Consider the following 25,008-nt stretch of genomic DNA (forward strand, 5'->3'; position numbering starts at 1 on the left):
CCGATGAGCACCCCGCGTTGGGCCAGCACGTCCGATCCCTACGTCATACCGGGAGTTGGCGACGCGTGGGCCAAGGAGGCTGCGGCTCGTGGCCGTACCGGTAGCCAACAGCTCCTCGGTGTCGAGACGGTGGTCCCCGATCTGGCGATCCGAACAGCTCTCGACCTCGGGGACGAGGGCCGGGCCGTAGTGCGGCGTCGCTTGATCCTTGAGGATGACCAGCCCGTCGAGCTGGCCGACTCCTACTACCCAGCCTGGTTGGCCGGCGGCACGCCTCTTGCCGAGAACCAGAAGATCCGAGGCGGCGCGATCGCTGTGCTCGCGCAGCTCGGGCACACTCCGGCCACCGTCACGGAGAACATCACCGCCCGCCAACCGACCGAGGCAGAGCAGACGGAGCTCCGCATCGGCGACCACGAGCCGCTACTTGTCATGCGGCGCCTGAACCGGAACGGCGCCGGCAGACCCGTCGAGTACGTCATCACCCACACAGTCGCCCGACTCTCCCCTGGCTTCACATACCAGATGCAGATACCCGTCGAGTGAGGTAAGGGTCACTCCAGCTCATTGCGGTGGGTAGCGGCCACCACCGATGCTGCGGCGACCTGCACCGCCGAGCATCGTCACCTGAGACGGCTGGATCCGGCCGACCTCAACTCCCTAATCCCACTCACTGCTATGACCAAGAACCGTCCGAGTCCTATCAGCGCGTCCGCCTCAAAATGATCTTCGACCAACGGTCAGGGCGGACCGGCGCCTCAATCGGGTGTCGGCCGATCCATATGGCGATGTCAGATCCTTGACAGCTTTGCGGATACGTGGCGCAATGTGCATTTTGCCCTCTAGGTGAACACGAACGGTGGACTAGGGTGATGAACCACTCGGTTCACAATAGGCGAGGTCGCAAGTGACGACAGTTGTCTCGATCTTCAACCACAAGGGTGGCGTTAGCAAAACGACTACCACATTCAACCTTGGATGGATGCTCGCACGCCTCGGCCACAGAGTGCTGCTGGTCGATGCCGATCCACAATGTAACTTGACAGGAGTCTCACTCGGCCTCTCCAACACGTGGCCACTCGACGACTTTGCCGAAAACTCCGATGCAGCCACAGCAAGGGACGAAGAGTTCCGCGCGACGCAATTGGTGACCAAGGAGTTTTATACTGCCAATGTTGAGCGGACGCTCTACGGAGCACTGAAGCCAGCGTTTGAATCTGAACCGCGAATGTTGGACGCAGTAGAGTGTGCACCAATCGTCGGTTGCGATAACCTCTTTTTGCTTCCAGGACACATCCAGATTGGCGAGTACGAGGTATCACTAAGCGTGGCACAGGAGCTATCCGGCACGCTTCTGGCACTCCGCAACATTCCCGGCGCCATAAACTATCTCATTCGCGCAACCGCCGAAGCAATTGGCGCCGACTTCGTCTTAGTCGACATGAGTCCCAGCCTGGGATCGTTGAATCAGAACATTGTGGCGACAAGCGATCTCGTATTCGTTCCAACCTCCCCCGACTTCTATACAGTGATGGCACTCAGATCCTTATCTAAAGTCCTTCCGCGCTGGTATAGATGGGCAAAGTCAGCAAGCGAGAACGAGACCCTACAGACTGCCACCTACCCATTTCCGGAGCCTCGGATGAAGTTCGCTGGAGCAGTGATTCAAAGGTACCGACTGTACCGTGCACCAACAGAAGACAATCCATATGGCGATCCTACGGGGCCGTTTAAGGAGTGGATCGATCGCGTCGCCGAGTCAATCCGCTTCGACTTCGCCCCGCCCTTGAAACAGGCCGGGTTAATGTTGCCCACCTCCACCTACCAAGACGCAGGCATTGGCGAAGATTACGTGTTGGGGCGGATTCAGGAATTCAATAGCTTGCTTCCTAAGTCACAGGAGCACAGGCTTCCGGTATTCGAGCTTACATCCAACGAACTTGGCCAATCAGGTGTCGTTTTGGACGCATCCATGAGACAGATCAGCAGCCTCAATAGGATCTTCAAAGGGATCGCCGAGAAGGTGGCCGCCTTAGCAGTAAGCCAGCCGTAATCATGAAACCTCGACAGCTATTCGATAAGCTCGCAGATCAAGTATCCGCCCTATCCACGCTCGGCCAGGCTCAGGAAACCCAAGGTCAGATTGAGTCCAGTGCGTCAATCTACCGGGCGTGCATTGTCCTCTCAGTATCAGCACTCGACGCCTACATGCACGAAAAAGCGGCTGAAGCCTTTCTAATCGCTATACGGCAAGGCGCGTCCGCAACTAACGCTTCCATCGACTCGTACCTACAGATCCAATCATCACTATTCAATCAAACGCAACTAGCCAGCTCAGTTCGATACCGACTGTCCTTCAAAACACTGGTCACACCACAGGCGATCGATAAGGCGATCGACGCAAGCGGCTCTGATGCGCGAGCCGTGTGGCGCGCAATCGGAGAAGCGCGAGGCAGTCGGGAATCTCGACTTCGAAACATGCTCGACCTGCAGGTTGACCGACGGAATCAGATCGCACACGAGGCGGACTGGGATCCGGCCCAGCTAGCATTCCGACGCATATCCCTCGATCACGTAACAGATTGCACTGAATGCATTACTTCCGTCGTTCATAATTTGGATGCCTGTTGGATCTAGGGATATCACGCCCGCAGTAATGGCTGTACTTCCACCAACATTAGTTGGATCTACCCGAGGCGTTCTCATCACCTGAATTTCTATCGCCACTTGAAGGCTCCGGAACGTTCACTTAATTCACGAGGACCCACCAAGGTCAATAGATATTGAACTAATAAGCCCGGTTTCCGGCTCATACGACTCTAACTGTTGGTGGGCGCGGCAGGTTTCGAACCTGCGACCCCTCGCTTGTAAGCTCTGGGCGGTGCGTCCGGCGGTGTCCATCCGCGTCTCCGACCTCGGGCGACTGTCCGCGCTCGGCCGCCAGCGCCGGCCCTCGCGCTGTGTCGTTGCCTCTCACCGTAGCTGTCGACAGCCGTTGCTGGACTCCCACACCCCTAGGGACTCTCTCGAATCATCCCGCCCTACGGCGCTTGTGACCCTGCGGCGACACGGCCGTAACCACCTTGGCACACTTGGCGGCGATAGCACTGCATGGATAGGGGATAACAGGCAATCCACAGTTCCTCCCATAGCCGTCACCAGCCAGCAGCCGACGCCTCCGCAATCAAGACACGCTGCGATATGAACCTAATCAGAGCCAGATCGTGATCGAGCTTGCGCGCTTCATAACTATGTGGCAACAGAAGGGACGCACCCTTAGGCCCACCATCAACTTTCGTGTGCACAATGCGACAGCGGAGCGCATAAATACGGGCCGCCACCTGGTCTGAGGGTTTTCGCCCCAAATCATTCAGATGAATCAGAGGAACGCCCGAAAGCTCCTTCTTAGCCCCCAGGAATTCCTCACTTCCGGGCGACTGGCGAATGAAAGAGACCAACTCATTCTCATTGAGGCAATTCCTAAGGAGCAGCTTTAGCTGCTCCACCTCAGGCATTCCACCCCCGCCGGCCTGCACCATTCCAAGAAGTGCCGCGATGTCCCCATTCCTACTCGGATTGAATGCGGGGTCCCGGAGCTTTTGCCCAACTCGCCTAACCATGTCGGCATGGACATAAGCCGGAAAGTAGCACTCCAGACTCTGATAATAGCCAAGATACTCTACCAAAGGCATTCCCCGCACAGCTCTAGCGTGCATATAGAGAGTCAACGGCTCTTCGTCGTAGACATTCCGTGGAATGTAGGGAGTCTGATCATACGACAGCGTCCCGCCCCTTCGATGCAGGGTATTCAGCTCACCGTGTGGCGCAAGGCGCGTGACAAGTCCATAAAGCAGGTCTAGGTCAAATATGACGGAGTTTGCGAAACGCTTGATGAAATCCAGGGCATCATCGTGGCGCATGCCCTTCACGCCCTGAACCTTGAGACTGTAACGCCCGGCCAGGAATCGCTCGCAAACCGTGAATGGCACCGACACCGGGGACACCTCAGCCAGCATCACGGCATCGGAGGTGCGGCTAACAAATCTCAGCTCACTGTCCGACGGGGAGGCAAAAGCGAGCTCCGGCGAAGGTTCCTTCTCTTTCTCGACACGGAGCCGATAGGCGTGGATTTTCTTCAGTAAGTTTTCCGGCCTAGAAATGAATGGGCCCCCACCCGTCAACACTGCCTCAAATCGACCGCTGTCGCGTTCATATACAGCGGCCAGATCGTCCAGGAATACCCATGATTCAAATTGAGCCGCAGCAAACATTTTGGCCTTTTCCTCATCCAGCGTGATCGGCCTAGTTGTTCGCCCATTAGACATATCAAGCCTCAGGATTGGGCGCATAAACGGCTTATCGAATTCATCTTCATCCTCGACTTCCCATTGCTCAATCTTAATCGAGGCGGATACTGCGCGATCTGCAACTTGCTGCAAATAGGGGGTGGTGGTCACGAAGCGATACTACGGGGCGACTCGCGGCAACGAAGGCCGCTTCAGCCTAGATTCTCTTGGGCTCTCGCACTTCCAACGACGCTGGTTGAGCGCGACGTGGTCAAGGACCTGCTCCCCACCTTGCTGGCCAGCAACAGCCTGAGCGGCCCGCCATCCCGTCTGCCGTCGACCCGCCCTCTGGGGACCAAGCCGCCGCCCGGCCCGCTACGTCAAGCAGATCTTGACGGCTTGTACGGGCGCTGGCGGGCCGGGCGGTGGTGGTCTGCTCGGCTTGCCGGTGCTGCCGACGGACTCCCAGCCCGCGTCGAATCCCGTTCGTCCACGCGGTGCTCCGCAACGCACTCCAAAATGCAATGCGCGAGGAACAGGTGTCTCGGAACGTCGCCAAGCTGGTTCGTGTCTCATCCCCTCGCTACAAGGTGGGCAAGGGCCTTGCCGTCGACCAGGTGCGCAAGCTCCTGGCCGCTACGGAAGGACACCGCCTACACACCCTCTACATCGTGGCGGCCACTATGGGCCTCCGGCGCGGCGAGTTGCTGGGCTTGCGATGGACGGACCTGGATCTCGACGAGGGGACCATGTCAATCGCTCAAACCGTCCAGCGGGCCGGTGGAAAGCTACACCTGCAAGACGCCAAAACCGCGGAGTCAGAGAGCGTCCTACCCATGCCGGATTGGACCTGGGTGGCGCTGCTGGACCACCAGGCATTCCAAAAGATGGAACGGGAAAGGTTAGCCGACGTATGGCAGGATCAGGATTGGTATTTCCGTCTGAGGTTGACACGCCAATGGAACCGCGTAACCTCAATCGGCACTTCGCCGCTCTGCGGGAAACGGCCGGCTGTCCAGACGTGCGGCTACACGACCTGCGGCACACTGTCGTCTCGCTGCTGATGGAACTGGGCGTACCGCCGCACGTCGTCCAGGCCATCGCCCGTCACGCCGACGTGAAGATCACCCTATAGATCTATTCACACGCGAACCTGGACGTGATGCGCAAGGCGCTCGGCCAACTCGACAAGCGGCTGTCATGAACGGCGTTGCTGTCACCGTAGCTGTCAACGGGCCGAATCCCGATCTTCTAGACAGCCGCCGTGCTGGTCAGAGATGGTGGGCGCGGCAGGTTTCGAACCTGCGACCCCTCGCTTGTAAGGCGAGTGCTCTCCCACTGAGCTACGCGCCCGGAACGCCCGCAACTGCGGCGTCCGGCGGCGGCAAGCTTACCCTGCCGCGTTGGTCCGGGTCACCCGAGGCGGTAACCCGGGCAGAGATCTTGGAAGCTCCCCCGCACCCCCCATGGGCGGGAAAGCTCCCAAGATCTCGCTAAGACCCTGGTCAGGCGGTGGCTGCGGCCAGCGCCTTGCGCCAGCCTGCCTGGTCTCGCGCTACGCCGGGTTCGTTCATCTCGGCGAAGCGGACCACACCCGCCCGGTCGATCACGAAGGTGCCCCGGTTGGCGTACCCCCGGACGTCGTTGAAGACGCCGTACGCCTGGGCCACCCCGCCGTGCGGCCAGAAGTCGGCCAGGAGCGGAAACAGGAAGCCCTGCTCCATGGCCCAGACCTTGTGGCTGTAGACCGAGTCGACGCTGACGGTCAACAACTGGACGTTGTCGTTGACGTACTCGTCGAGGTTGTCGCGTGCCTCGGACAGCTCGCCCTGGCAGGTGCCGGAGAAGGCCAGGGGGTAGAAGACCAGCAGGACGTTCCGCCGCCCGCGGAAGTCCGCCAGGCGTACCTCCTGGTTGTTCTGGTCCTTCAGCACGAAGTCGGGCGCCTCGGCGCCAACCTCGATCGGCATGTGTCAGCTCCTGTCACGGTGGCGCACGAATGTTCCGAGCGCCGGTCCACCGACCGGCACTCCGAGTCTCCGCAGGCGGGGGTCTACTTCTTCACTTTCGCTCCCCGGCGCAGGACCAGGCGGGCCCCGCTCCAGTCCTTGCCGGCGTTGATCGTGGAGGTCTGCTGGAGGCCGGCGGTGGGCGCCGACTCACTGACCTCGCTCGGCTCGACGTGGCCGTCACGTCCGGCCTTCGGCGTCAACAGCCACACCACGCCGTTGTCCGCCAGCGGGCCGAGGGCATCCACGAGAAGCTCGAAAAGGTCGCCGTCGCCGTCCCGGTACCAGACCAGTACGGCGTCCACCACCTCGTCGGTGTCCTCGTCGACCAGTTCCCCACAACGGTCGGTCAGGGCGTCACGGAGTTCCTGGTCGACGTCATCGTCGTACCCCATCTCCATGACGACCATCCCCGGCTCGATGCCGAACCGGTCCGCCAGGCTCCGTACTCCGTCGGCGGCCTGACCAGCGGTCGCGCTCACTGTCGCGTGCCTCCTCATCTCAGCTACACCCGGCACCGGTTCGGTGCCGATAGGGCAAAGTCCACACAGTTGTTCGGCTCGGCGCAAGTGGCGCACCGAGTGGAAGGGAATTTACCGTGCCAGCAGCGTACGGGCACCCTGGGTAATGGCATCTTCGGACACCAGCACCTCCCGGGCAGCCGGACCTAATGGTACAAACGAGTCAATAGACGCAACGCGCCGCACAACACCCACATATCCAGCATCCACCAGGCCGGCGACGATGCCCTCACCGACCCCTCCGGACCGGCGTGTCTCGTCCACCACCAGCACCCGACCAGTGGCGGAAGCCTCCCGGAAGATGTCCGCGACCGGCAGCGGAGCCAGCCAGCGTAGGTCCACCACCCGGCTGCCGATCCCCTCCTCGGCCAGCCTGGCGGCGGCCCGGAGGGACATCCTGACCCCGTTACCGAAGGTGATGATCGTGATGTCCTCGGCAGAACCGACACCGTAGACCCGGGCCCGACCGACCGGCACGTGCCCACTCGCCCAGTCCCCCGGCCCCAGGTAGGGCGCCAGCCACTCGTCGTCGCCCTCGGCGTACAGGTCCCGGGTGTGGTAGAGCGCGATCGGCTCCAGGAAGACGCAGACCGTACCGTCCACCGCCGCACTCGCCAGGCACGAACGCAGCATCGGCGCGGCGTCGTCGGGCCGCGCCGGGACCGCGAGCACCAGACCGGGAACATCCCGGAGTACGGCAACGGAGTTGTCGTTGTGGAAGTGCCCGCCGAACCCCTCCTGGTACGCCAGGCCGGCCACCCGCACCACCATCGGGTTCCGGTAGGCCCCCCGCGAGAAGAACTGCATGGTGGCCGCCTCGCCGCGCAACTGGTCCTCGGCGTTGTGCAGGTACGCCAGGTACTGGATCTCCGGCACCGGCAGCATGCCGCCCAGCCCCGCCCCCAGCCCCAGGCCCAGCACGCTCGTCTCGTCCAGCAAAGTGTCGAAGACCCGGGACGGGCCGAACCGGTCGCGCAGCCCCTTCGTCACCCCGTACACCCCGCCCTTGACCGCCACGTCCTCGCCGAAGACGGTCATCGCCGGATAGTCGAGCATGCCGTCGGCGAGCGCCGCGTTGATGGTCTGGGCCAGGGTGAGCGGACCGGCCGCCTCGGGCAGCCGGTCGGCGAAGGCGGTGGCCCGCGCCCCGGCACCCGGCCCGGCCGCCCAGGTCCCCGCGTCGGCGACGGTACGCGAGACCCGTACGGGGCGACGCGGGGCGAGCGGGGCGACGATGTCGGCGGCGCTGGTCAGCTTCGCCTCGCCGAGCACCTCCTCGGCGACCTTGCGCACCTGCCAGCCGACCGCGTCATAACGGGCGATCACCTGCTCCGGGCTGGCCAGCCCCGCCTCCACGATCAGTTTCGCGGTGCCGATCAGCGGGTCCCGGGCCAGGTCCCGCTGCAGATCCGCGGTCGGCCGGTACGCCACCTCGGCGTCCGCGCCCGCGTGCCCCATCAACCGGACCGTGGTCAGGTGCAGGATCGCCGGACGGCGGTGTCGGCGTACCCAGGCGGCGGCCTCGCTCGCCACCTCGTACGTCTGGGCGAGGTCGCAGCCGTCGGCGGAGAAGTAGCGGATGCCGGGCTTGGCGGCGAGCGTCGCGGCGACCCAGCCGTCGGGTGAGCGGACGCTGATGCCGAGCCCGTTGTCCTCGCAGACGAACAGGACCGGAATGCGCAGGCCGGTGTGGTCGCACCAGCCGGCGGTGTTGAACGCCGCGGTGGCACTCGCGTGGTTGACCGAGGCGTCGCCGAACGAGCAGACCACGATCGCGTCCGCCGGCCAGGCGGCCCGGGACTCGGCCGCGGCCGTACGCGCGTCGGTGAGCAACCGGGCCGAGGCGCCGGACCGGTTGCGGGGCGGCGCACCGGCGGCCCGGCGCTGGCGTTCTATCGCGAATCCGACACCGACCGCCCGGGGCAGATGCGAGGCGATGGTGGAGGTGGTCGGGATGATGTCGAGGGCGGCGTTGCCGAAAACCTTGTGCCGACCACCGGCGATCGGCTCGCTGGCCGACGCGACGACCCCGCGCAGCACGTCCCGGGCCGCGCCGGCGACCGGGTCGACATGCTCGGCACCCTCCCGGGGTCGCCCGTTGACGGTGCCGTCAGCACCGCTGGACTCGTCGGAGCCGTCCTGGGCGGGCATCGTGGCGGCCTGGGCCACCCGCGCGCAGTAGAAGCCGCCCGAGCGGTAGTGCAGCAGGGCGGGGTCGGTGGGGCGTACGGCGGCGGCCACCGCGGCGTTGCCCTCGTGGCCGGCGGAGCCGATCGTGTAGAAGCCCTCGCCGAAACTGCGCAGCCAGCGCGCGGCAAGGTCGAGGTGCCGGCTGGTGAGCTGGGCGTCGAAGAGTTCGAGGGCGCGCGCACCGGTGAGCGTGGCGCCGTCGTGGACCGGCCCGTCGGCCGAGCGCGCCAGGGTCGGCGCGACCAGACCGCCGACCGCCTCCCGGAACCGATCGTCGAGATCTTGAGGGGTGGTCACGTCGGACAGCATTACCGACTCATGGCATTACCGGCCACTCAGACACGGTCCGCACGCTGCCGATGTGGCACGCCGCGCAGCGACATCAGGCCACCGGCTCGGCGATACCGGCCAGCGGCTCGGCCTGGACCAGCCGTTGTACGGCCCGTGCCGCGCCCCGCGCCGCGCCGGGTCGGATTCCGGTCAGGTCAGCGGGGGCTCCAGGGGGCAACCACCGTCGGAGACCTTCCACATCAGGGTCCGCAGGGTCGCCAACTCGTCCTCGGTGAGGGGAGCGAGCAGCCGGGAATCGGACACGATCCGGCTTACCCGGTCACGTACGCGCCGACCCTCGTCGCTGACCACGAGGGTGCGCAGCCGACGGTCGGCCGGGTCGACCTGGCGGCGTACCAGGTCCAGGCGCTCCAGTTTGTCCACCAGCAAGGTGATGTTGGACGGATCGCAGCCGAGGCGTTCGGCCAGGTCACGGGCGGGCAGTGGCCGGTCCGGGTCAAGCTCGTGCAGGGCGCGGGCGACCGCCGGGGTGAGCCCCAGTTCGGCCAGGTCGGCCTCCATGAAGTGCCGCATCGCGTCGGAGACGTGCAGGATCCGGCGCACCACGTCGCCCGCCGCCGTACCGCTGGTCTGCGCCATGGTCAGGACGGTACCGGTGCCCGCCCGCCCCTCCTTTCCCCGGAGTAAGGAAGGGCCCCTTGTTATCGCATTTTGTATAGGAAGGGGCCCTTCCTAACGCCTGCGGGGGTGAGCGGGGCGGCGAGTGAGCAGGGTTGCGGGGCGGCGGGCGGGGTTGCGGGCTGGACGTACGGTTGGTTTGGAAATCTTTGAACATTGGGAACAGTGAGGGATCCGTGGTCGAGTTCTCCCCCGAACGCCGCTACATCGAGGACGTCGGCATCGTGCTGACCGGCCTCGGCCTGCCGCCCGCGTACGGCAAGGTTCTCGGCTGGTTGCTGATCTGCGACCCGCCCCACGCGACCGCCACCGAGATCGCCGAGGCGACCGGGCTGTCGAAGGGCTCGGTGAGCACCGGCATCCGGATGCTGGAAAGCAGCCAACTGGTCCGCCGGGTGGCGAACCCGGGCCGGCGCGGCATCGCCTGGGAACTCAGCCCGGACGCGTTCACCCGGGCCGCCGAGTCCGACCGGTTCCGGATCTTCCGGAAACTCATGGACCGGGGCATCGAGCTGCTCGGCGGCGAACGGTCACCCCTCACCGACCGGCTCGTCTACACCCGGGACCTCTACGCCTTCATCGAACGTGAGCTGCCCGGATTCATCGAACGGTTCAAGACCGAACACGCCCAGAAGATGGCGAGCACCCAGAGAGGAGAGGCCGATGACCGAGTCGGCCATCAACACCGAGAACCTGACCAAGACGTACGGCCGTAACCGTGGCCTGACCGGGCTCGACCTGCGGGTCGAGCGGGGCGAGGTGTACGGGTTCCTCGGCCCCAACGGCGCCGGCAAGTCCACCACCATCCGACTCCTGCTCGACCTGATCCGCCCCACCAGCGGTCACGTACGCGTCCTCGGCGTCGACCCGCGTACGGACGGCGTACGGCTGCGCCGCCGGATCGGCTACCTCGCCGGTGACTTCGTCGTCGACGGCCGACAGACCGGCCGGGACCTGCTCACCTACCTCGGCAACCTGCGCGGCGGGGTGCCCCGGTCCCGGATCGACGAACTCGCCGCCCGACTCGACCTCGACCTCAGTCGCCGGATCAAGGGACTCTCCAAGGGCAACCGGCAGAAGATCGGGGTGGTGCAGGCGTTCATGCACTCCCCCGAACTGCTCATCCTCGACGAGCCGACCAGCGGCCTGGACCCGTTCCTGCAACACGAGTTCGTGACCATGGTGCGCGAGGCCAGGGCCGCCGGGCAGACCGTCTTCATGTCGTCGCACGTGATGAGCGAGGTGCAGCAGACCGCCGACCGGGTCGGCATCATCCGCGAGGGGCGGTTGATCACCGTAGAGCGGGTCGAGGAACTGCGCGAACGCGCCGTACGGCAGGTCGAGATCGTCTTCGAGGCGCCGGTCGAGGCGGCCGAGTTCGCGTCGCTGCCGAACGTCGGCGACGTGACCGTCACCGGCAACACGCTCCGCTGCCGACTCGACGGGCGGGCCGACGCGCTGGTCAAGGCGGCCGGTCGGCACACCGTACTGAGCCTGCGTGCCGAGGAACCCGACCTGGAGGAACTCTTCTTCGACTATTACAGCGACAGCCACGACCGTACGGAGGTGCAGCATGCTGCTGCGTAACCCGTTCACGAAGACGCTCTTCGACAGTCGCCGGTCGCTGGTCGGCTGGACTCTCGCGATCGTCGCCGTCGGGGCCATGTACGCCTCGTTCTGGCCGACGATGCAGACACCGGAGATGGCCGAGGCGCTGGCCGCGTACCCGGAAGGGCTCCTCGAGGCGTTCAACTACACCGACCTGACCAGCGCCGCCGGTTACCTCGGTGGGGCGGTGTTCGGGCTGCTGGTCCCGCTGCTGGTCACCGTCTTCGCCATCGCGACCGGCACCCGCGCGGTCGCCGGTGACGAGGAGGCCGGCACCCTCGACCTGCTGCTGGCCCACCCGGTCGGGCGGGTCCGGCTCGCCCTGCACCGCTTCGCCGCACTGCTGGTCGGGCTGGTGCTGATCGGCGGACTACTCGGCCTCGCCATGATCGGGCTGAGCGGTCCGGCCGGTTTCGACGGCGTCGGCGCGGGCGAACTGCTCGCGACCAGCGCGCAACTGGTCCTCTTCGGCGCCACCTTCGGGGCGCTCGCCTTCGCCGTCGGTGCCGCCACCGGCAGCCGGGGCGCGGCGCTCGGCGGCAGCGCCGGGGTGGCGGTGCTCGCGTACCTGGCCAACGCGGTCCTGCCGCAGGTCGACGGGCTGGCCTGGTTGCAGAACCTCTCCCCGTTCCACTGGTACCTCGACGGCGATCCGCTGGTCAACGGCCTACAGACCACCGGGCCGCTGCTGCTGCTCGCCACCACCGCCGTCCTCGTCGCCGCCGGCACCTACCTCTTCACCCGCCGCGACGTCGCCGTCTGACCGGCGCCCGCGGTACGCGTTAGGAAGGGCCCCTTGTTATACAAAAAGCGATAACAAGGGGCCCTTCCTTCGGTTCGTGTCACCTGGTGTTTGGGCGGTGGTTATTGATGGTTGTCGGGGTGTGAACCATCGATCGACAGGCTTCGAGGGTCCGTACCTCCGGATCCTGGGGAGCCTGCATGTCAGTTTCGCGACGTACCCTCCTGCTCAGCGGCGCCGCGCTCGGAGCCGCCGGTGCCGTGACCGGCGCCCTGCCCACCGCGGCCGGCGCGACCCCGGCCCGCCCCCTGCGCGAGGACCCGTTCACGCTCGGCGTCGCCTCCGGTGACCCGGATTTTGACGGCTTCGTGCTCTGGACCCGCCTCGCCCCGCAGCCGCTCGCCGAGGACGGCCTCGGCGGCATGCCGTCCCGGGCGGTCCCGGTCCGCTGGGAACTCGCCGCCGACGAACGGTTCCGGCACGTGCTGCGCACCGGTACGGCCATCGCCCGGCCCGAGTCGGGACACACCGTCCACGTCGAACTGAACGGGCTGCTCCCCGGACGCGAGTACTTCTACCGTTTCCACGCCGAACGGCACACCTCACCGGTGGGGCGGACCCGGACCGCGCCGGCACCGTGGAGCATCGGCGGCTCGCTCGCCATGGCGTTCGTCTCCTGTTCCCAGTACGAGCACGGCTACTTCACCGCGTACAAGCGGCTCGCCGAGGCCGACCCGGACCTGATCCTGCACCTCGGCGACTACCAGTACGAGTACGCGCCGGACACGTACAACGTGCCCGGCGGCAACCCGCGCGACCACCAGGGGCCGGAGACCCGCACCCTGGCCAACTACCGGCAGCGGCACGCCCAGTACAAGACCGACCCGGACCTCCAGGCCGCCCACGCGGTCGCGCCCTGGCTGGTGGTCTTCGACGACCACGAGGTGGAGAACAACTGGGCCGACGACGTGCCCGAGGCCGCCGACCCGGAGTTCCCGGCGCGGCGGGCGGCGGCGTTCCAGGCGTACTACGAGAACATGCCGCTGCGGCGTACGTCGATCCCGCGCGGCATCGACATGCAGCTCTACCGGCGGGTGCAGTGGGGGCGGCTGGCCACCTTCCACATGCTCGACACCCGGCAGTACCGGGACGACCAGGGCTGCGGCGACGGCTACAAGGACTGCCCGGCGGCGGTCGACCCGGCCCGCTCGATCACCGGCGCCGAGCAGGAGCGGTGGCTGCTCGACGGGTTCCGCCGCTCGTCGTCCCGCTGGGACATCCTCGGCCAGCAGGTCTTCTTCGCCCAGCGGGACAACAACGCCGGCCCGGCCACGGTGACCAGCATGGATTCCTGGGACGGGTACGTCGCCTCCCGGGACCGGATCACCCGGGGCTGGCTCGGTGCCGGCGTACGCAACCCGGTGGTGCTCACCGGCGACGTGCACGCCCACTGGGCCAGCGATCTCAAGCTCGACTACGCCGACCCGACCTCGCGTACGGTCGGCACCGAACTGGTCTGCTCGTCGATCACCTCGGGCGGGGACGGTGCCGACTCGGTCCCGTCCGACCACCCGTTCCTCGGCATCAACCCGCACCTGCGCTTCTACAACAACCAGCGCGGGTACGTCCTGACGAAGATCACCACGGAGCGGCTGGAGGCCGATTTCGAGGTGCTGCCGTACGTCAGCACGCCGGACGCGCCCGTACACACCCGCGCCTCGTTCGTGATCGAGGACCGGGTCCCCGGCCTGCACCAGACGTACGACCGCCCGCTCGACCCGCCCGCCGCCCCGGCCCAGCGGGCGGCGACCCCGTCGGTCGCCGACACCGTCGAGCGGGAGACCGCCCGCCCCTGATCGGTTCCGTGCGCCCCGGCCCGCACTCGCCCGACGAGGCGGGCCGGAACGCGCGGCGTCAGGCGGGGAGGAAGGAGAAGCGGACCTGACGGGTGGGGTTGTCGCCGTTCGGGTCGACCAGGCAGATCGACTGCCAGGTGCCGAGCGCCAACCGGCCGCCGAGCACCGGCAGCGTCGCGTACGGCGGCACGAAGGCGGGCATCACGTGGTCGCGGCCGTGGCCCGGTGAACCGTGCCGGTGCCGCCACCGGTCGTCGGTCGGGAGCAGTTCGTCCAGGGCGGTCAGCAGGTCCTCGTCCGAGCCGGAGCCGGTCTCGATGATCGCCAGCCCGGCGGTGGCGTGCGGTACGAAGACGTGCAGCAGGCCGTCGCCCTGGCCGTCGAGGAACCGCTCCGCCTCCCGGGTGATGTCCCGAACGGTGGGACGTGAACCGGTCCGGACAGTGATGACTTCGGTACGCATGACGCACAGTCTGCCCCGAGGCGTTAGGAAGGGCCCCTTCCTATACGAAAAGCGATAACAGGGGGCCCTTCCTTCCGGGGGAGGCGCTAGCTGACAAACATGTTGCCGCCAAGTTACCGGGGGGTACATGTGTCGAGTGTCGCGTCTGTGGCGACTAGGCGTGACGGAACAGGGCATGAGGGGGCAGGATGGCGCCAGAGACTAATCCCACACACAACCTAGGGAACGCCTGTGGCCACGGAACGCAAGCGCCCGGTAATCAGCGACGGCCTGCCGAGCCAGCTTCCGGACATCGACCCCGAAGAGACCAGCGAATGGGTCGAGTCGCTTGACGGTGTCATCGACGAGCGCGGTGCCAAACGCGCCCGCTACGTCATGCTCCGTCTGCTGGAGCGCGCGAGAGAGCGCCAGGTCGGCGTACCGCCGCTGACCACCACCGACTACATCAACACGATCCCCTCCGAACGCGAGCCCTGGTTCCCCGGCGACGAGCACGTCGAGCGGCGGATCCGGGCCTACATCCGGTGGAACGCGGCGATGTTGGTGCACCGCGCCCAGCGCCCGGAGATCGGCGTCGGTGGACACATCTCGACCTACGCCAGTTCGGCGTCGCTCTACGAGGTCGGGTTCAACCACTTCTTCCGGGGCAAGAACCACCCGGGTGGCGGCGACCACATCTTCTACCAGGGCCACGGCTCCCCCGGTATGTACGCGCGCGCGTACCTGGAGGGGCGGCTCTCCGAGCACCAGCTCGACGGCTTCCGGCAGGAGCTGTCGCACCCGGGCGGCGGCCTGCCGTCGTACCCGCACCCGCGGCTGATGCCGGACTTCTGGGAGTTCCCCACGGTCTCCATGGGTCTCGGCGGGATGAACGCGATCTACCAGGCCCGGTTCAACCGGTACCTGCACAACCGGGGCATCAAGGACACCTCCGACCAGCACGTATGGGCGTTCCTCGGCGACGGTGAGATGGACGAGCCCGAGTCGCTCGGCGCGATCGGTGTGGCCGCCCGCGAGGAGCTGGACAACCTCACCTTCGTGATCAACTGCAACCTGCAGCGGCTGGACGGCCCGGTCCGGGGCAACGGCAAGGTCATGCAGGAGCTGGAGTCGTTCTTCCGTGGCGCCGGCTGGAACGTGATCAAGGTCGTCTGGGGTCGGGAGTGGGACCCGCTGCTCGCCGCGGACACCGACGGCGCGCTGGTCAACCTGATGAACACGACCCCGGACGGCGACTACCAGACGTACAAGGCCGAGTCCGGCGCGTACGTGCGGGAGCACTTCTTCGGTCGGGACGCGCGCACCCGCAAGCTCGTCGAGGGCATGACCGACGACGAGATCTGGAACCTCAAGCGCGGTGGGCACGACTACCGGAAGCTCTACGCGGCGTACAAGGCGGCGACGGAGCACACCGGTCAGCCGACGGTCATCCTGGCCAAGACCATCAAGGGCTGGACGCTCGGCTCGCACTTCGAGGGCCGCAACGCCACCCACCAGATGAAGAAGCTGACGCTGGAGGACCTGAAGTCCTTCCGTGACCGCCTCTACCTGGACATCCCGGACAGCGCGCTGGAGTCGAACCCGTACCTCCCGCCGTACTACCACCCGGGTGAGAAGTCCGAGGAGTTGGCGTACCTGCGTGAGCGGCGCCAGCAGCTCGGCGGTTACCTGCCGTCGCGGCGCACCGCCCACAAGGCGCTGGCCATCCCCGGTCCGGAGCGGTTCGCAGACGTCAAGCGCGGCTCGGGCAAGCAGAAGGTCGCCACCACGATGGCCTTCGTCCGGCTGCTCAAGGACGTGATGAAGGACCGCGAGTTCGGCAAGCGGTGGGTGCCGATCATCCCGGACGAGGCCCGTACCTTCGGTATGGACTCGCTCTTCCCGACCCAGAAGATCTACTCGCCGCACGGGCAGAAGTACACCTCGGTCGACCGGGAGCTGTTCCTGTCGTACAAGGAGGCGACCACCGGCCAGATCCTGCACGAGGGGATCAACGAGGCCGGTTCGGTGGCCTCGTTCACCGCCGCCGGGTCGTCGTACGCCACCCACGACGAGCCGATGATCCCGCTGTACATCTTCTATTCGATGTTCGGTTTCCAGCGCACCGGCGACTCGTTCTGGGCGGCTGCGGACCAGATGGCGCGCGGTTTCGTGCTCGGCGCCACCGCGGGGCGAACCACGCTCAACGGTGAGGGCCTCCAGCACGAGGACGGGCACTCGCACCTGATCGCCGCGACCAACCCGGCCGTCGTCGCGTACGACCCGGCGTTCGCGTTCGAGATGGCGCACATCCTGGAGAACGGCCTGCACCGGATGTACGGCGAGGACCCGGAGAACATCTTCTACTACCTCACCGTCTACAACGAGCCGATCCTGCAGCCGGCGGAGCCCGCCGACGTCGACGTGGAGGGGCTACTCAAGGGCATCTACCGCTACGCGCCGGCACCGTCGGTGGCCAGCGCCGGTGGCGGCGAGACGCCGCGGGCCAACCTGTTGGCCTCCGGTACGGGCATGCAGTGGGCGCTGAAGGCGCAGCAGTTGCTGGCCCAGGACTGGGGTGTGGCCGCCGACGTCTGGTCGGTCACCTCCTGGACCGAGCTGCGTCGTGACGCGGTGGAGGCCGAGGAGCACAACCTGCTCAACCCCGGTGGCGAGCAGCGGGTGCCGTACATCGCGCAGAAGCTGGCGGACGCGGCCGGTCCGGTGGTTGCGGTCAGCGACTGGATGCGGGCGGTGCCGGACCTGATCTCGCGCTGGATTCCGGGCGACTACACCTCGCTCGGCACCGACGGGTTCGGTCTCTCCGACACCCGGCACGCGCTGCGTCGGCACTTCCACGTCGACGCGGAGTCGGTCACCGTCGCCGCGCTGCGGCAGCTCGCGCTCCGCGGCGTAGTACCTGCTTCGGTGCCGGCCGAGGCGGCCGCGAAGTACGCGATCAACGACATCTCGGCGGCTCCGGTCGGCGAGACCGGCGGCGACTCCTAGTCGGACCGCCTCCGGGCACCCGCGTCGGGTGCGGTGCCCCCGGGCACCGTCGTGGTGACGTCGAAGGGCCCGTTCCACCGCTGGATCTTCTCCAGCCGGTCGGAACGGGCCCTTTCGGTTACTCGGGCGAACTCAGTTGGCGGGCTTGCCGAACCAGCGGGAGAGGTGGTCGTCCAGGTCCTGCTGATCGTCGCCGATCCAGGCGACGTGGCCGTCGGGGCGTAGCAGGACGCACGGAACATCCAGTACCGCCGTCGGATCCCCGAGGTAGTCGACCCGGTCCGACCAGCCACCGACGGTCAGGCGTTCGGTGCGGTCCAGCAACAGGCCACGGCCGCGGTGCAGCAGATCGTAGAGGTGGCCCTGTTTCACGTCGAGGTCGCGCAGGCGCCGGCCGAGCAGGTCGGGGCCTGCGCCCAGGTCGTAGCGGATGCCGATCGCGGTGATCTTCTCGATCAGATGGCGGTTCACCTCGTCGAAGTCCATCAGTTCGGTGAGCAGCCTGCGCACGGCCTGCGGGCCCGGTTCGGTGGACAGCAGTTCCATCTGGGCGCGGGTGTTGTCCAGCACGTCCTCGGCGACCGGATGACGTTCGGCCTGGTAGGTGTCCAGCAGTGTTTCCGGCGCCCAGCCACGGATCTGCGCGGCCAGTTTCCAGCCGAGGTTGAATGCGTCCTGAACGCCCAGGTTGAGGCCCTGTCCGCCGATGGGTGGATGGATGTGTGCCGCATCGCCGGCCAGCAGCACCCGCCCGACCCGATAACGTTCGGCCAGCCGGGTGGCATCTCCGAAGCGGGACAACCAGCGCGGGGAGTGCACGCCGAAATCCGTTCCGGCGATGGTGCGCAACTGTTGTTTGAAATCCTCGAGGGTGGGCGGTTCCGCACGATCGCCGACTCCCGCGGCGGGGACTATGACGCGGTAGACCCGTTCGCCGAAGGGCCCGAGACTGAATCGCCTATCGGTCTCGCGGATTTCGGTCACCTTGGCGACGATCTCCTCCTGCGGCACACCCACTTCCATCTCGCCCATCAGCGTCTCGGTCCGCGAGGGCTCGCCGGGGAAGCCGACGCCGAGTAGTTTGCGCACCGTACTGCGCCCGCCGTCGCAGCCGACGAGATAGCGCGAGCGCAGCCGTTCCCCGTCGGCCAGCTCGACGGTCACCCCGTCGTCGTCCTGCTCGAAGTCGGCCACCGCACAACCGCGCCGGACCTGCGCGCCCAGTTCGATCGCATGTTCTTCGAGCAGGTGAACGATGACCGGCTGCGGGATGCCCAGCAGATAGGCGTGCGCGGAATCCAGGCCCTCGGGCACGGGTTTGTCGATGGCGGCGAAGAAACCGCCGGCCGGACGCTGTCTTCCGCGTTCGAGGATGCGCTCCAGCAGCCCGCGCATTGCCATCAGCTCGATACTGCGAATATGCAGACCGACGATGCGGACGAACGACACGGGCTCGGTTTCCTTCTCCAGGACGAGTACCCGTACATCGTGCAGCCGCAGTTCGGCGGCGAGCATCGCACCGGTCGGCCCGCACCCGGCAATGATCACGTCGAACATGAGGGGCGCGCGATCGGCGCCGGAGGCCGGCGATGGGAGTCCGGGGACATCGCCCAGGGTGGAGTCGCGCTCGACCGTATCGGTCGACGACGGCTCGGCGGTGATTTGCAGAGAACGCATAGGTGTTGCCTTTCGGGAGGGCCTTGTTGGCGAGGCGCTCCCGGCGACACCTACGTCAATCGCCCGACTGTGACGGAAAGGGGGAGCACCCACATCGATACAGCGTTCATGGGTCTCACCTCCTCGGGCGGGTCACGGTCAGCTGCAAGCTACAAGCCCGGGCATCATCGCGTCCAGTCCTTTACCAGCTAACTGCCTATAGTGGTTAGGTGATCGGCGTACTCAGCCTGGCCCACCCGGACGGGCAGGTCTTCGGCTTCGACGCCGGGGCGCTCTGCCTGGAACTCGCCTGCGGCACCGGCGGCGAGGGATTCCGGGCCCGCTTCGAGCAGCTGCACACCCCGGCCGACTTTGTCGCCTGGTCCGCGCTCAGCCGGCTCGACCCGGTCGGCCACGGGGTCGACCCGGACGAGATTCCGGCCCGACCGGCTGACCTGACCGACGTCAAACGACTCCGCGAGGCGATCTGGTCGATCGCGGTGGCGGCAACCGGGCAGCCGGTCCCGTACGAATCGACGGAGCCTGGCCCGGCGACGGGCGCCGACCGGCCAACGGGCCTGGAGCGGGAGTTCGCCGTCGTCAACGAACTGGCGGGCGGTCCGCCGGTGGTGCCGCAGTTCGGTTCCGCCGGTGGTACGCCGGTCTGGCGGAAACCGGTCGACGCACGGCAGTTGATCACCGAGATCGCGCGGGACGCGGTCCGTACCTTCAGCGCCCCCACTGTCGAGCGGGTACGGATGTGCGCGGGGCAGCGCTGTGCCCTGATCTATCTGGACACGTCCCGACCGGGGCGGCGCCGCTGGTGTTCGATGCAGCGCTGCGGCAACCGGAACAAGGTCGCCGATCACCGCCGCCGGCAGCAGGGCGCACCGCAACGGCACCGGGAACAGCCGGCGACGCCCGTCTGAGCAGGGAAATCGTGGCCGCGCCCGCCGCCTCGTGGCCACGACCCACCGGCACCGGCCGGGGGTGGTACGAGTCGACCGGGCGCGGATCGATCGCGCGTGGGTCGGTCGGTTCAGCCGACCGGTACGGCCGGGGACGGGCTGACCGTGGCGAGTCCGGTGAGCCGGTTCAGTGAACCTTCCAGGTTCGCACCGACCCGGCGCATGCCCCAGCGGAGCAGGGCGCCGCTGATCGGGCCGGCGGGCCAGCGCACCATGATGAGCCGTACCTCGGTGGCGTCGTCGCCGTCGGGGGCGAGTTCGACGTACACCTCGGTCCGGGCCTCGGCGCGGGCGCCGGACCCCTCGGTCCGCTCGCGCCAGGCGATCAGCGTCGGTGCCTGGTAGGCGATCACCTCGGCGTCCACCGCCGGTCCGCGGATGACCCGGACACGTTGCCGCCGGCCGAATCCCTCACCGGAGAGAACCTCGGCCTGACGTACGCCAGAGAGCCAGGCGGGCAGCCGCTCGGCGCGCTGGACCACGTCCCACACCGCCTCGATGTTCGCTGCCACCCGCACGCTGCGTTCAATGAGCATCATCTCTATCTGCCTCCATTGAGGACATCGTACGAACATTCGCAGCTTATGCGCATATTGGTGCCAAACCGGACGTCTACCCAGCGACACGCCGAAGGACTAGAGTCCGAGCAACTTTCGCGTTCCGAGGAGGGTGGATGACCGCGTCCGTGCCCCGCTTCCCCACCGGATTCACCTGGGGCGTCTCCACCTCCGCGTACCAGATAGAGGGCGCGACCAGCGAAGATGGACGTGGACCATCGATCTGGGACAGATTCACCCACTCCCCCGGCACGGTCGTCGACGGCAGCACCGGCGACGCCGCCTGCGACCACTACCACCGGTACGCCGAGGACGTTGCCCTGCTCGCCGGACTCGGCGTCGGGGCGTACCGGTTCTCCATCGCCTGGCCCCGGATCCAGCCGGACGGAACCGGCCAGGCCAACCCCGCCGGCCTCGCCTTCTACGACCGACTGGTGGACAGCCTGCTGGAACGGGGCATCGACCCGGTCGCCACCCTGTTCCACTGGGACCTGCCCCAGGCGCTCGAGGACAGGGGCGGCTGGCTGGCCCGGGACACCGCCGAGCGGTTCGCCGACTACGCCACCCTGGTCGCCGGCCGCCTCGCCGACCGGGTCAAGCTCTGGATCACCCTCAACGAACCGTTCGTCCACATGAGCTACGGCTACGGGCTCGGCGTACACGCCCCCGGCCAACAGCGACTCTTCGACGCGTTCCCGGTCGCCCACCACCAACTGCTCGGTCACGGGCTGGCCGTCACCGCGCTACGCGCCCTGACCGGCAGCCCGATCGCCATCACCAACAACTACTCGCCAGTGCGGGTGCAGGGCGGCACCGACGCCGACCAGCTCGCCGCCGGGGCGTACCACGCGCTGCACAACCGGCTCTTCACCGACCCGATCCTGGGCCTCGGCTACCCGGAGATCCCCGGTGCCGACGAATCCGTGATCCGGCCCGGCGACCTCGACACCATCGCCGCGCCGATCGACGCGCTCGGGGTCAACTACTACAACCCCACCGGCGTACGCGCACCCACCGACCCGGAGAACCCGCTCCCGTTCGACCTGGTGCCGCTGACCGGTTACCCGACCACCAGCTTCGGCTGGCCGGTCGACCCGGACGGGCTACGGGAACTGCTCACCGGACTGCGCCACGAGTACGGCGACCGCCTCCCGCCGATCCACATCACCGAAGGCGGCTGCTGCTACGACGACACCCTCGACGCGCTCGGCCGCTGCCACGACCCGGAACGGATCGCGTACCTCGACGGGCACCTGCGCGCCGTACACCAGGCCATCGCCGACGGCGTCGACGTACGCGGCTACTTCGTCTGGTCCCTGCTCGACAACTTCGAATGGGCCGAGGGCTACACCAAACGCTTCGGCCTGGTGCACGTCGACTTCGCCACCCAGCGCCGGACCCCGAAAACCTCGTACGCCTGGTACCGCGACCTGATCAACGCCGGAACCGTCGCGCCCAGCGGAACCGTCACGCCCACCGAAGCCGCCGCTGTCGCACCCGCCGACGCCAGGTGACCGCCGTGCAGCCGGTCCCGGGCACCCTGCCCGCCGCCCTCGCCGAACCGACCGTGCCGGTACGCCGAGGCTGGATCGCCCTGATCTTCAGCGCGAACCTCGGCGTCTGGATGGCGTTCTTCACCCCGATCCAGATCCTGCTGCCGCAACAGGTCGAGTCGATCGCACCGGTCGGCAAGGAGGGCATGCTGGCGGTGGTGACCGGACTCGGCGCGCTCGCCGCCGTACTCGCCAACCCGCTGGCCGGAGCGCTGTCGGACCGTACCGCGCTCCGCCTGGCCGGCCGCGACGTCGGCCGCCGGCACGTCTGGACGGTGGTCGGCGCGCTGCTCGCCGCCGGCTCGTTCCTCCTGCTCGCACGGCAGCACACCATCGCCGGAGTCGCGCTGGCCTGGGTCGCGGCACAACTGAGCCTCAACGCCATGCTCGCCGCGCTGACCTCGGCACTGCCCGACCGGGTGCCGGTGGCCCAGCGCGGCGGCGTCTCCGGCTGGGTCGGCATCCCGCAGGCGCTCGGACTGGTGGTCGGCGCGGTGCTGGTCACCAGCGTGGTCACCGGCACCGGCGCCGGCTACCTGGTGCTGGCGCTCGCCCTGCTGGTGCTGGCGCTGCCGTTCGCGCTGCTCACCCCGGACGACCCGCTGCCGCGTACGCACCGGTCAACGCTGCGCTGGCGGCAACTGCTCGCGGGTATGTGGGTGGACCCGCGCCGACACCCCGACTTCGCCTGGGCCTGGGGCACCCGGTTCCTGGTCCAGATGGGCAACGCGCTCGGCACGCTCTACCTGCTCTACTTCCTCCAGGACCAGGTGCGCCACGGCGACCCGGAGGCCGGGCTGCTGATCCTGATCCTGCTCTACACCGCCGGGATGATGGCCACCGCCGTCGTCTCCGGCCGGCTCTCGGACCGGACCGGCCGACGCAAGGTCTTCGTGATCTGGTCCGGGGTGATCATGGCGGTGGCCGCACTGCTGCTCGCCGCCGCCCCGGTCTGGCCCGCCGCCCTGGTGGCGGCGCTGCTGCTCGGCGCCGGCTACGGGGTCTACCTGGCGGTGGACGCCGCCCTGATCACCCAGGTCCTGCCGGTCGCGACCGACCGGGGCAAGGACCTCGGCGTGATCAACATCGCCAACGCCGCACCGCAGGTACTCGGCCCGGCGCTCTCCGCCCCGATCGTGGTGCACCTCGGCGGCTACCCCACCCTGTACGCCGTGACCGCCGCCGTCACCCTGCTCGGCAGCGTCCTCGTCGTCAACATCCGCTCCGTCCCGTAAGGAAGGGCCCCTTGTTATCGCTTTTTGTATAGGAAGGGGCCCTTCCTAACGCCTGCGACGGCGGGAGCGGTGGGCGCGGCGGGCGCGGCGCTGACCGGAGCGGGAGCGGGGCGCGGCGGGTGAGGTGGGCGGGTCAGCGTTCCAGTAGGAGGACGGTCACGGCGGCGGCGACGGTGACCGCTGCGGTCAGCGCCCCCGTACGCAGGAAACGAGGCCAGTGTGGGCGCAGCCCCGCCGCCCGGCACCGCTCCAGCCAGAGCAGCGTGGCCAGGGACGCCCAGGGCAGCACCAGCGGTCCGGCGTTGGTGCCGATCAGCAGCCCCAGCAGTTGGTCGGTGTGCCCGAGTGGCACCACCGCCTCGGTGGCCACGTACGCCGGGAGGTTGTTGACCAGGTTGGCGAGCAGGCCACCGGCGGCGGCGGACCGCCACACCCCGACCACGCCCGGATCGGCCCCCACCACCATGCTCAGCAGCCGGGACAGACCCAGCCGGCCGACCGCGTCCACGATCAGGAACATCCCACCGACCAGGGCCACCAGCCGCCACGGGACGAGTTGCCAGCGCAGCGCGGCCCGGTCCCGTACGGCGAACGCCACCAGCAGGACCACCGCGCCGAGCACCGACACCGCCTCGATCGGCACCCCGACCAGGATGCCCAGGACGAAGAATCCGCAGGTGAGCGCGGCTACCCGGAAAAGGGTTCGGTCGCGGGGGCGGTAGCGCGGCGGCGGCTGGAAGCGACGTTCCGGTCGCAGCCCCCGGCGCCAGTAGAGGAGCCAGAGGCAGACTGCGGTGGCGAGCAGCGCGGCCAGTTGCGGCAGCGCCATCCGGCCGGCGAAGCCGAGGACCGGCAGCCCGATCCGCTCGGCGGCGAGCAGGTTGGTCAGATTCGAGACCGGGAGCAGCAGGCTTGCGGTGTTGGCCAGCCAGATGGTGGTCATGGCCAGCGGCAGCGGCGCGATGCCGGCCCGGGTCGCCACCGCCAACATCACCGGGGTGAGCAGCACCGCGGTGGTGTCCAGGTTGAGGATCATCGTGGTCAGCGCGGCCAACGCCACGCTCAGCCCGAACAGCGCCGGGTAGCTGCCCCGGGCCACGATCGCCATCCGGGCCGCCAGCACGTCGAAGAACTCGGCTCGGGCCGCCAACTCGGCCAGGATCAGCACCGCGAAGAGGAAGACCAGGATCGGGGCGATCCGGCGCAGGGTGGCGTCGGCGTCGGCGGCCGGCACCAGCCCGGTGGCGAGCGCGACCAGGCCGAGTGTGAGCAGCCCGAGCGCGAGCCACCCGGACCAGTCGAGCCGGCGGAGCGGATTGTGGCGCGGTGCCGGGTCCGGCCTCCGCTGGGCGGTTCCGGCGGGCGTCGCCGGCACCTCGCGTACCGTCACGTCTCCCCCTCCCCGCT

General features: G+C 67.6%; 22 protein-coding genes, 1 tRNA gene and 1 pseudogene. 13 read left to right on the forward strand and 11 right to left on the reverse strand.

Going from position 1 to position 25,008, the window contains the following annotated elements; translation table 11 throughout:
• Window positions 1–3 precede the first annotated feature (3 nt).
• From BDK92_RS08565 to BDK92_RS41405, 3 genes are all read left to right on the forward strand, one after another.
• The gene (locus BDK92_RS08565) at window positions 4–546 is read left to right on the forward strand and encodes a UTRA domain-containing protein (RefSeq protein WP_147456941.1); all 543 of its coding nucleotides are present in this window, start codon (window positions 4–6) and stop codon (window positions 544–546) included.
• 361 nt (window positions 547–907) lie between these two features.
• On the forward strand, window positions 908–2,053 hold the full coding sequence (locus tag BDK92_RS08570; RefSeq protein ID WP_121156216.1) for a ParA family protein: 1,146 nt from the start codon (window positions 908–910) through the stop codon (window positions 2,051–2,053).
• Between the two features lie 2 nt (window positions 2,054–2,055).
• Window positions 2,056–2,637, forward strand: a complete 582-nt coding sequence (locus BDK92_RS41405) for a HEPN domain-containing protein (protein WP_484198435.1) — start codon at window positions 2,056–2,058, stop codon at window positions 2,635–2,637.
• A gap of 518 nt (window positions 2,638–3,155) precedes the next feature.
• On the opposite strand, the gene BDK92_RS38345 is transcribed toward BDK92_RS41405, so the two are convergent.
• A complete protein-coding gene (locus tag BDK92_RS38345; protein WP_147456942.1) occupies window positions 3,156–4,457 on the reverse strand; it encodes a hypothetical protein in 1,302 nt (433 codons plus the stop codon).
• A 353-nt stretch (window positions 4,458–4,810) separates the two neighbouring features.
• Here BDK92_RS38345 and BDK92_RS40760 point away from each other — a divergent pair.
• Together BDK92_RS40760 and BDK92_RS40765 are read left to right on the forward strand one after the other, a co-directional pair.
• Window positions 4,811–5,014: pseudogene (locus tag BDK92_RS40760) on the forward strand (site-specific integrase); the annotation flags it as partial.
• Between the two features lie 230 nt (window positions 5,015–5,244).
• A complete protein-coding gene (locus tag BDK92_RS40765) occupies window positions 5,245–5,421 on the forward strand; it encodes a tyrosine-type recombinase/integrase (protein ID WP_281278617.1) in 177 nt (58 codons plus the stop codon).
• A gap of 143 nt (window positions 5,422–5,564) precedes the next feature.
• Here BDK92_RS40765 and BDK92_RS08580 read toward each other — a convergent pair.
• From BDK92_RS08580 to BDK92_RS08600, 6 genes are all read right to left on the reverse strand, one after another.
• Window positions 5,565–5,639: transfer RNA gene (locus BDK92_RS08580), tRNA-Val, on the reverse strand.
• 152 nt (window positions 5,640–5,791) lie between these two features.
• Window positions 5,792–6,256 (reverse strand): peroxiredoxin, encoded by a 465-nt coding sequence (locus BDK92_RS08585; protein WP_121156218.1) that lies wholly within the window; start codon window positions 6,254–6,256, stop codon window positions 5,792–5,794.
• Window positions 6,257–6,339: 83 nt separating this feature from the next.
• The gene (locus BDK92_RS08590) at window positions 6,340–6,777 is read right to left on the reverse strand and encodes a DUF3052 domain-containing protein (RefSeq protein ID WP_121156219.1); all 438 of its coding nucleotides are present in this window, start codon (window positions 6,775–6,777) and stop codon (window positions 6,340–6,342) included.
• 111 nt (window positions 6,778–6,888) lie between these two features.
• Window positions 6,889–9,315, reverse strand: coding sequence for a thiamine pyrophosphate-dependent enzyme (locus BDK92_RS08595; RefSeq protein ID WP_121156221.1), 2,427 nt, complete (start codon window positions 9,313–9,315; stop codon window positions 6,889–6,891).
• Between the two features lie 73 nt (window positions 9,316–9,388).
• Window positions 9,389–9,514, reverse strand: coding sequence for a hypothetical protein (locus tag BDK92_RS40770; RefSeq protein ID WP_281278708.1), 126 nt, complete (start codon window positions 9,512–9,514; stop codon window positions 9,389–9,391).
• Window positions 9,487–9,936 (reverse strand): MarR family winged helix-turn-helix transcriptional regulator, encoded by a 450-nt coding sequence (locus BDK92_RS08600; protein WP_121156223.1) that lies wholly within the window; start codon window positions 9,934–9,936, stop codon window positions 9,487–9,489. The genes BDK92_RS40770 and BDK92_RS08600 overlap by 28 nt, the downstream gene beginning before the upstream one ends.
• Window positions 9,937–10,151: 215 nt before the next feature.
• Between BDK92_RS08600 and BDK92_RS08605 the strand changes: the two genes are divergently transcribed.
• The 4 genes from BDK92_RS08605 (at window position 10,152) to BDK92_RS08620 (ending at window position 14,181) form a co-directional block, all read left to right on the forward strand.
• The gene (locus BDK92_RS08605; protein ID WP_121156225.1) at window positions 10,152–10,691 is read left to right on the forward strand and encodes a GbsR/MarR family transcriptional regulator; all 540 of its coding nucleotides are present in this window, start codon (window positions 10,152–10,154) and stop codon (window positions 10,689–10,691) included.
• Window positions 10,639–11,562: an ABC transporter ATP-binding protein gene (locus BDK92_RS08610; protein ID WP_121156227.1), complete on the forward strand. Its 924-nt coding sequence runs from the start codon at window positions 10,639–10,641 to the stop codon at window positions 11,560–11,562. Before BDK92_RS08605 ends, BDK92_RS08610 begins: the two co-directional genes overlap by 53 nt.
• Window positions 11,549–12,346, forward strand: a complete 798-nt coding sequence (locus tag BDK92_RS08615; protein WP_121156229.1) for an ABC transporter permease subunit — start codon at window positions 11,549–11,551, stop codon at window positions 12,344–12,346. The genes BDK92_RS08610 and BDK92_RS08615 overlap by 14 nt, the downstream gene beginning before the upstream one ends.
• Window positions 12,347–12,525: 179 nt before the next feature.
• Window positions 12,526–14,181, forward strand: a complete 1,656-nt coding sequence (locus tag BDK92_RS08620) for an alkaline phosphatase D family protein (protein WP_121156231.1) — start codon at window positions 12,526–12,528, stop codon at window positions 14,179–14,181.
• Window positions 14,182–14,239: 58 nt separating this feature from the next.
• Here BDK92_RS08620 and BDK92_RS08625 read toward each other — a convergent pair whose 3' ends face one another.
• Window positions 14,240–14,644: a YjbQ family protein gene (locus BDK92_RS08625; protein ID WP_121156233.1), complete on the reverse strand. Its 405-nt coding sequence runs from the start codon at window positions 14,642–14,644 to the stop codon at window positions 14,240–14,242.
• A gap of 231 nt (window positions 14,645–14,875) precedes the next feature.
• Here BDK92_RS08625 and aceE point away from each other — a divergent pair, with 231 nt between their 5' ends.
• On the forward strand, window positions 14,876–17,632 hold the full coding sequence (gene aceE / locus BDK92_RS08630; protein WP_121156235.1) for a pyruvate dehydrogenase (acetyl-transferring), homodimeric type: 2,757 nt from the start codon (window positions 14,876–14,878) through the stop codon (window positions 17,630–17,632).
• A 132-nt stretch (window positions 17,633–17,764) separates the two neighbouring features.
• Here aceE and rox read toward each other — a convergent pair whose 3' ends face one another.
• Complete coding sequence (gene rox / locus BDK92_RS08635) at window positions 17,765–19,189, reverse strand: rifampin monooxygenase (RefSeq protein ID WP_211349581.1); 1,425 nt, start codon at window positions 19,187–19,189, stop codon at window positions 17,765–17,767.
• 329 nt (window positions 19,190–19,518) lie between these two features.
• On the opposite strand from rox, the gene BDK92_RS08640 reads away from it, so the two are divergent.
• Window positions 19,519–20,217 (forward strand): CGNR zinc finger domain-containing protein, encoded by a 699-nt coding sequence (locus BDK92_RS08640; RefSeq protein ID WP_121156239.1) that lies wholly within the window; start codon window positions 19,519–19,521, stop codon window positions 20,215–20,217.
• A 110-nt stretch (window positions 20,218–20,327) separates the two neighbouring features.
• Here BDK92_RS08640 and BDK92_RS08645 read toward each other — a convergent pair whose 3' ends face one another.
• Window positions 20,328–20,795, reverse strand: coding sequence for an SRPBCC family protein (locus BDK92_RS08645; RefSeq protein ID WP_121156241.1), 468 nt, complete (start codon window positions 20,793–20,795; stop codon window positions 20,328–20,330).
• A 134-nt stretch (window positions 20,796–20,929) separates the two neighbouring features.
• Here BDK92_RS08645 and BDK92_RS08650 point away from each other — a divergent pair, with 134 nt between their 5' ends.
• Together BDK92_RS08650 and BDK92_RS08655 are read left to right on the forward strand one after the other, a co-directional pair.
• A complete protein-coding gene (locus tag BDK92_RS08650; RefSeq protein ID WP_121156242.1) occupies window positions 20,930–22,327 on the forward strand; it encodes a GH1 family beta-glucosidase in 1,398 nt (465 codons plus the stop codon).
• Entirely contained in the window at window positions 22,324–23,601 is a 1,278-nt protein-coding gene (locus tag BDK92_RS08655; protein WP_121156244.1) for an MFS transporter, read from the forward strand. The genes BDK92_RS08650 and BDK92_RS08655 overlap by 4 nt, the downstream gene beginning before the upstream one ends.
• Window positions 23,602–23,734: 133 nt before the next feature.
• Here BDK92_RS08655 and BDK92_RS08660 read toward each other — a convergent pair whose 3' ends face one another.
• Window positions 23,735–24,991 (reverse strand): ArsB/NhaD family transporter, encoded by a 1,257-nt coding sequence (locus tag BDK92_RS08660; RefSeq protein ID WP_246016903.1) that lies wholly within the window; start codon window positions 24,989–24,991, stop codon window positions 23,735–23,737.
• Between the last annotated feature and the right edge of the window lie 17 nt (window positions 24,992–25,008).

The organism is Micromonospora pisi (assembly GCF_003633685.1).
GTDB lineage: Bacteria > Actinomycetota > Actinomycetes > Mycobacteriales > Micromonosporaceae > Micromonospora_G > Micromonospora_G pisi.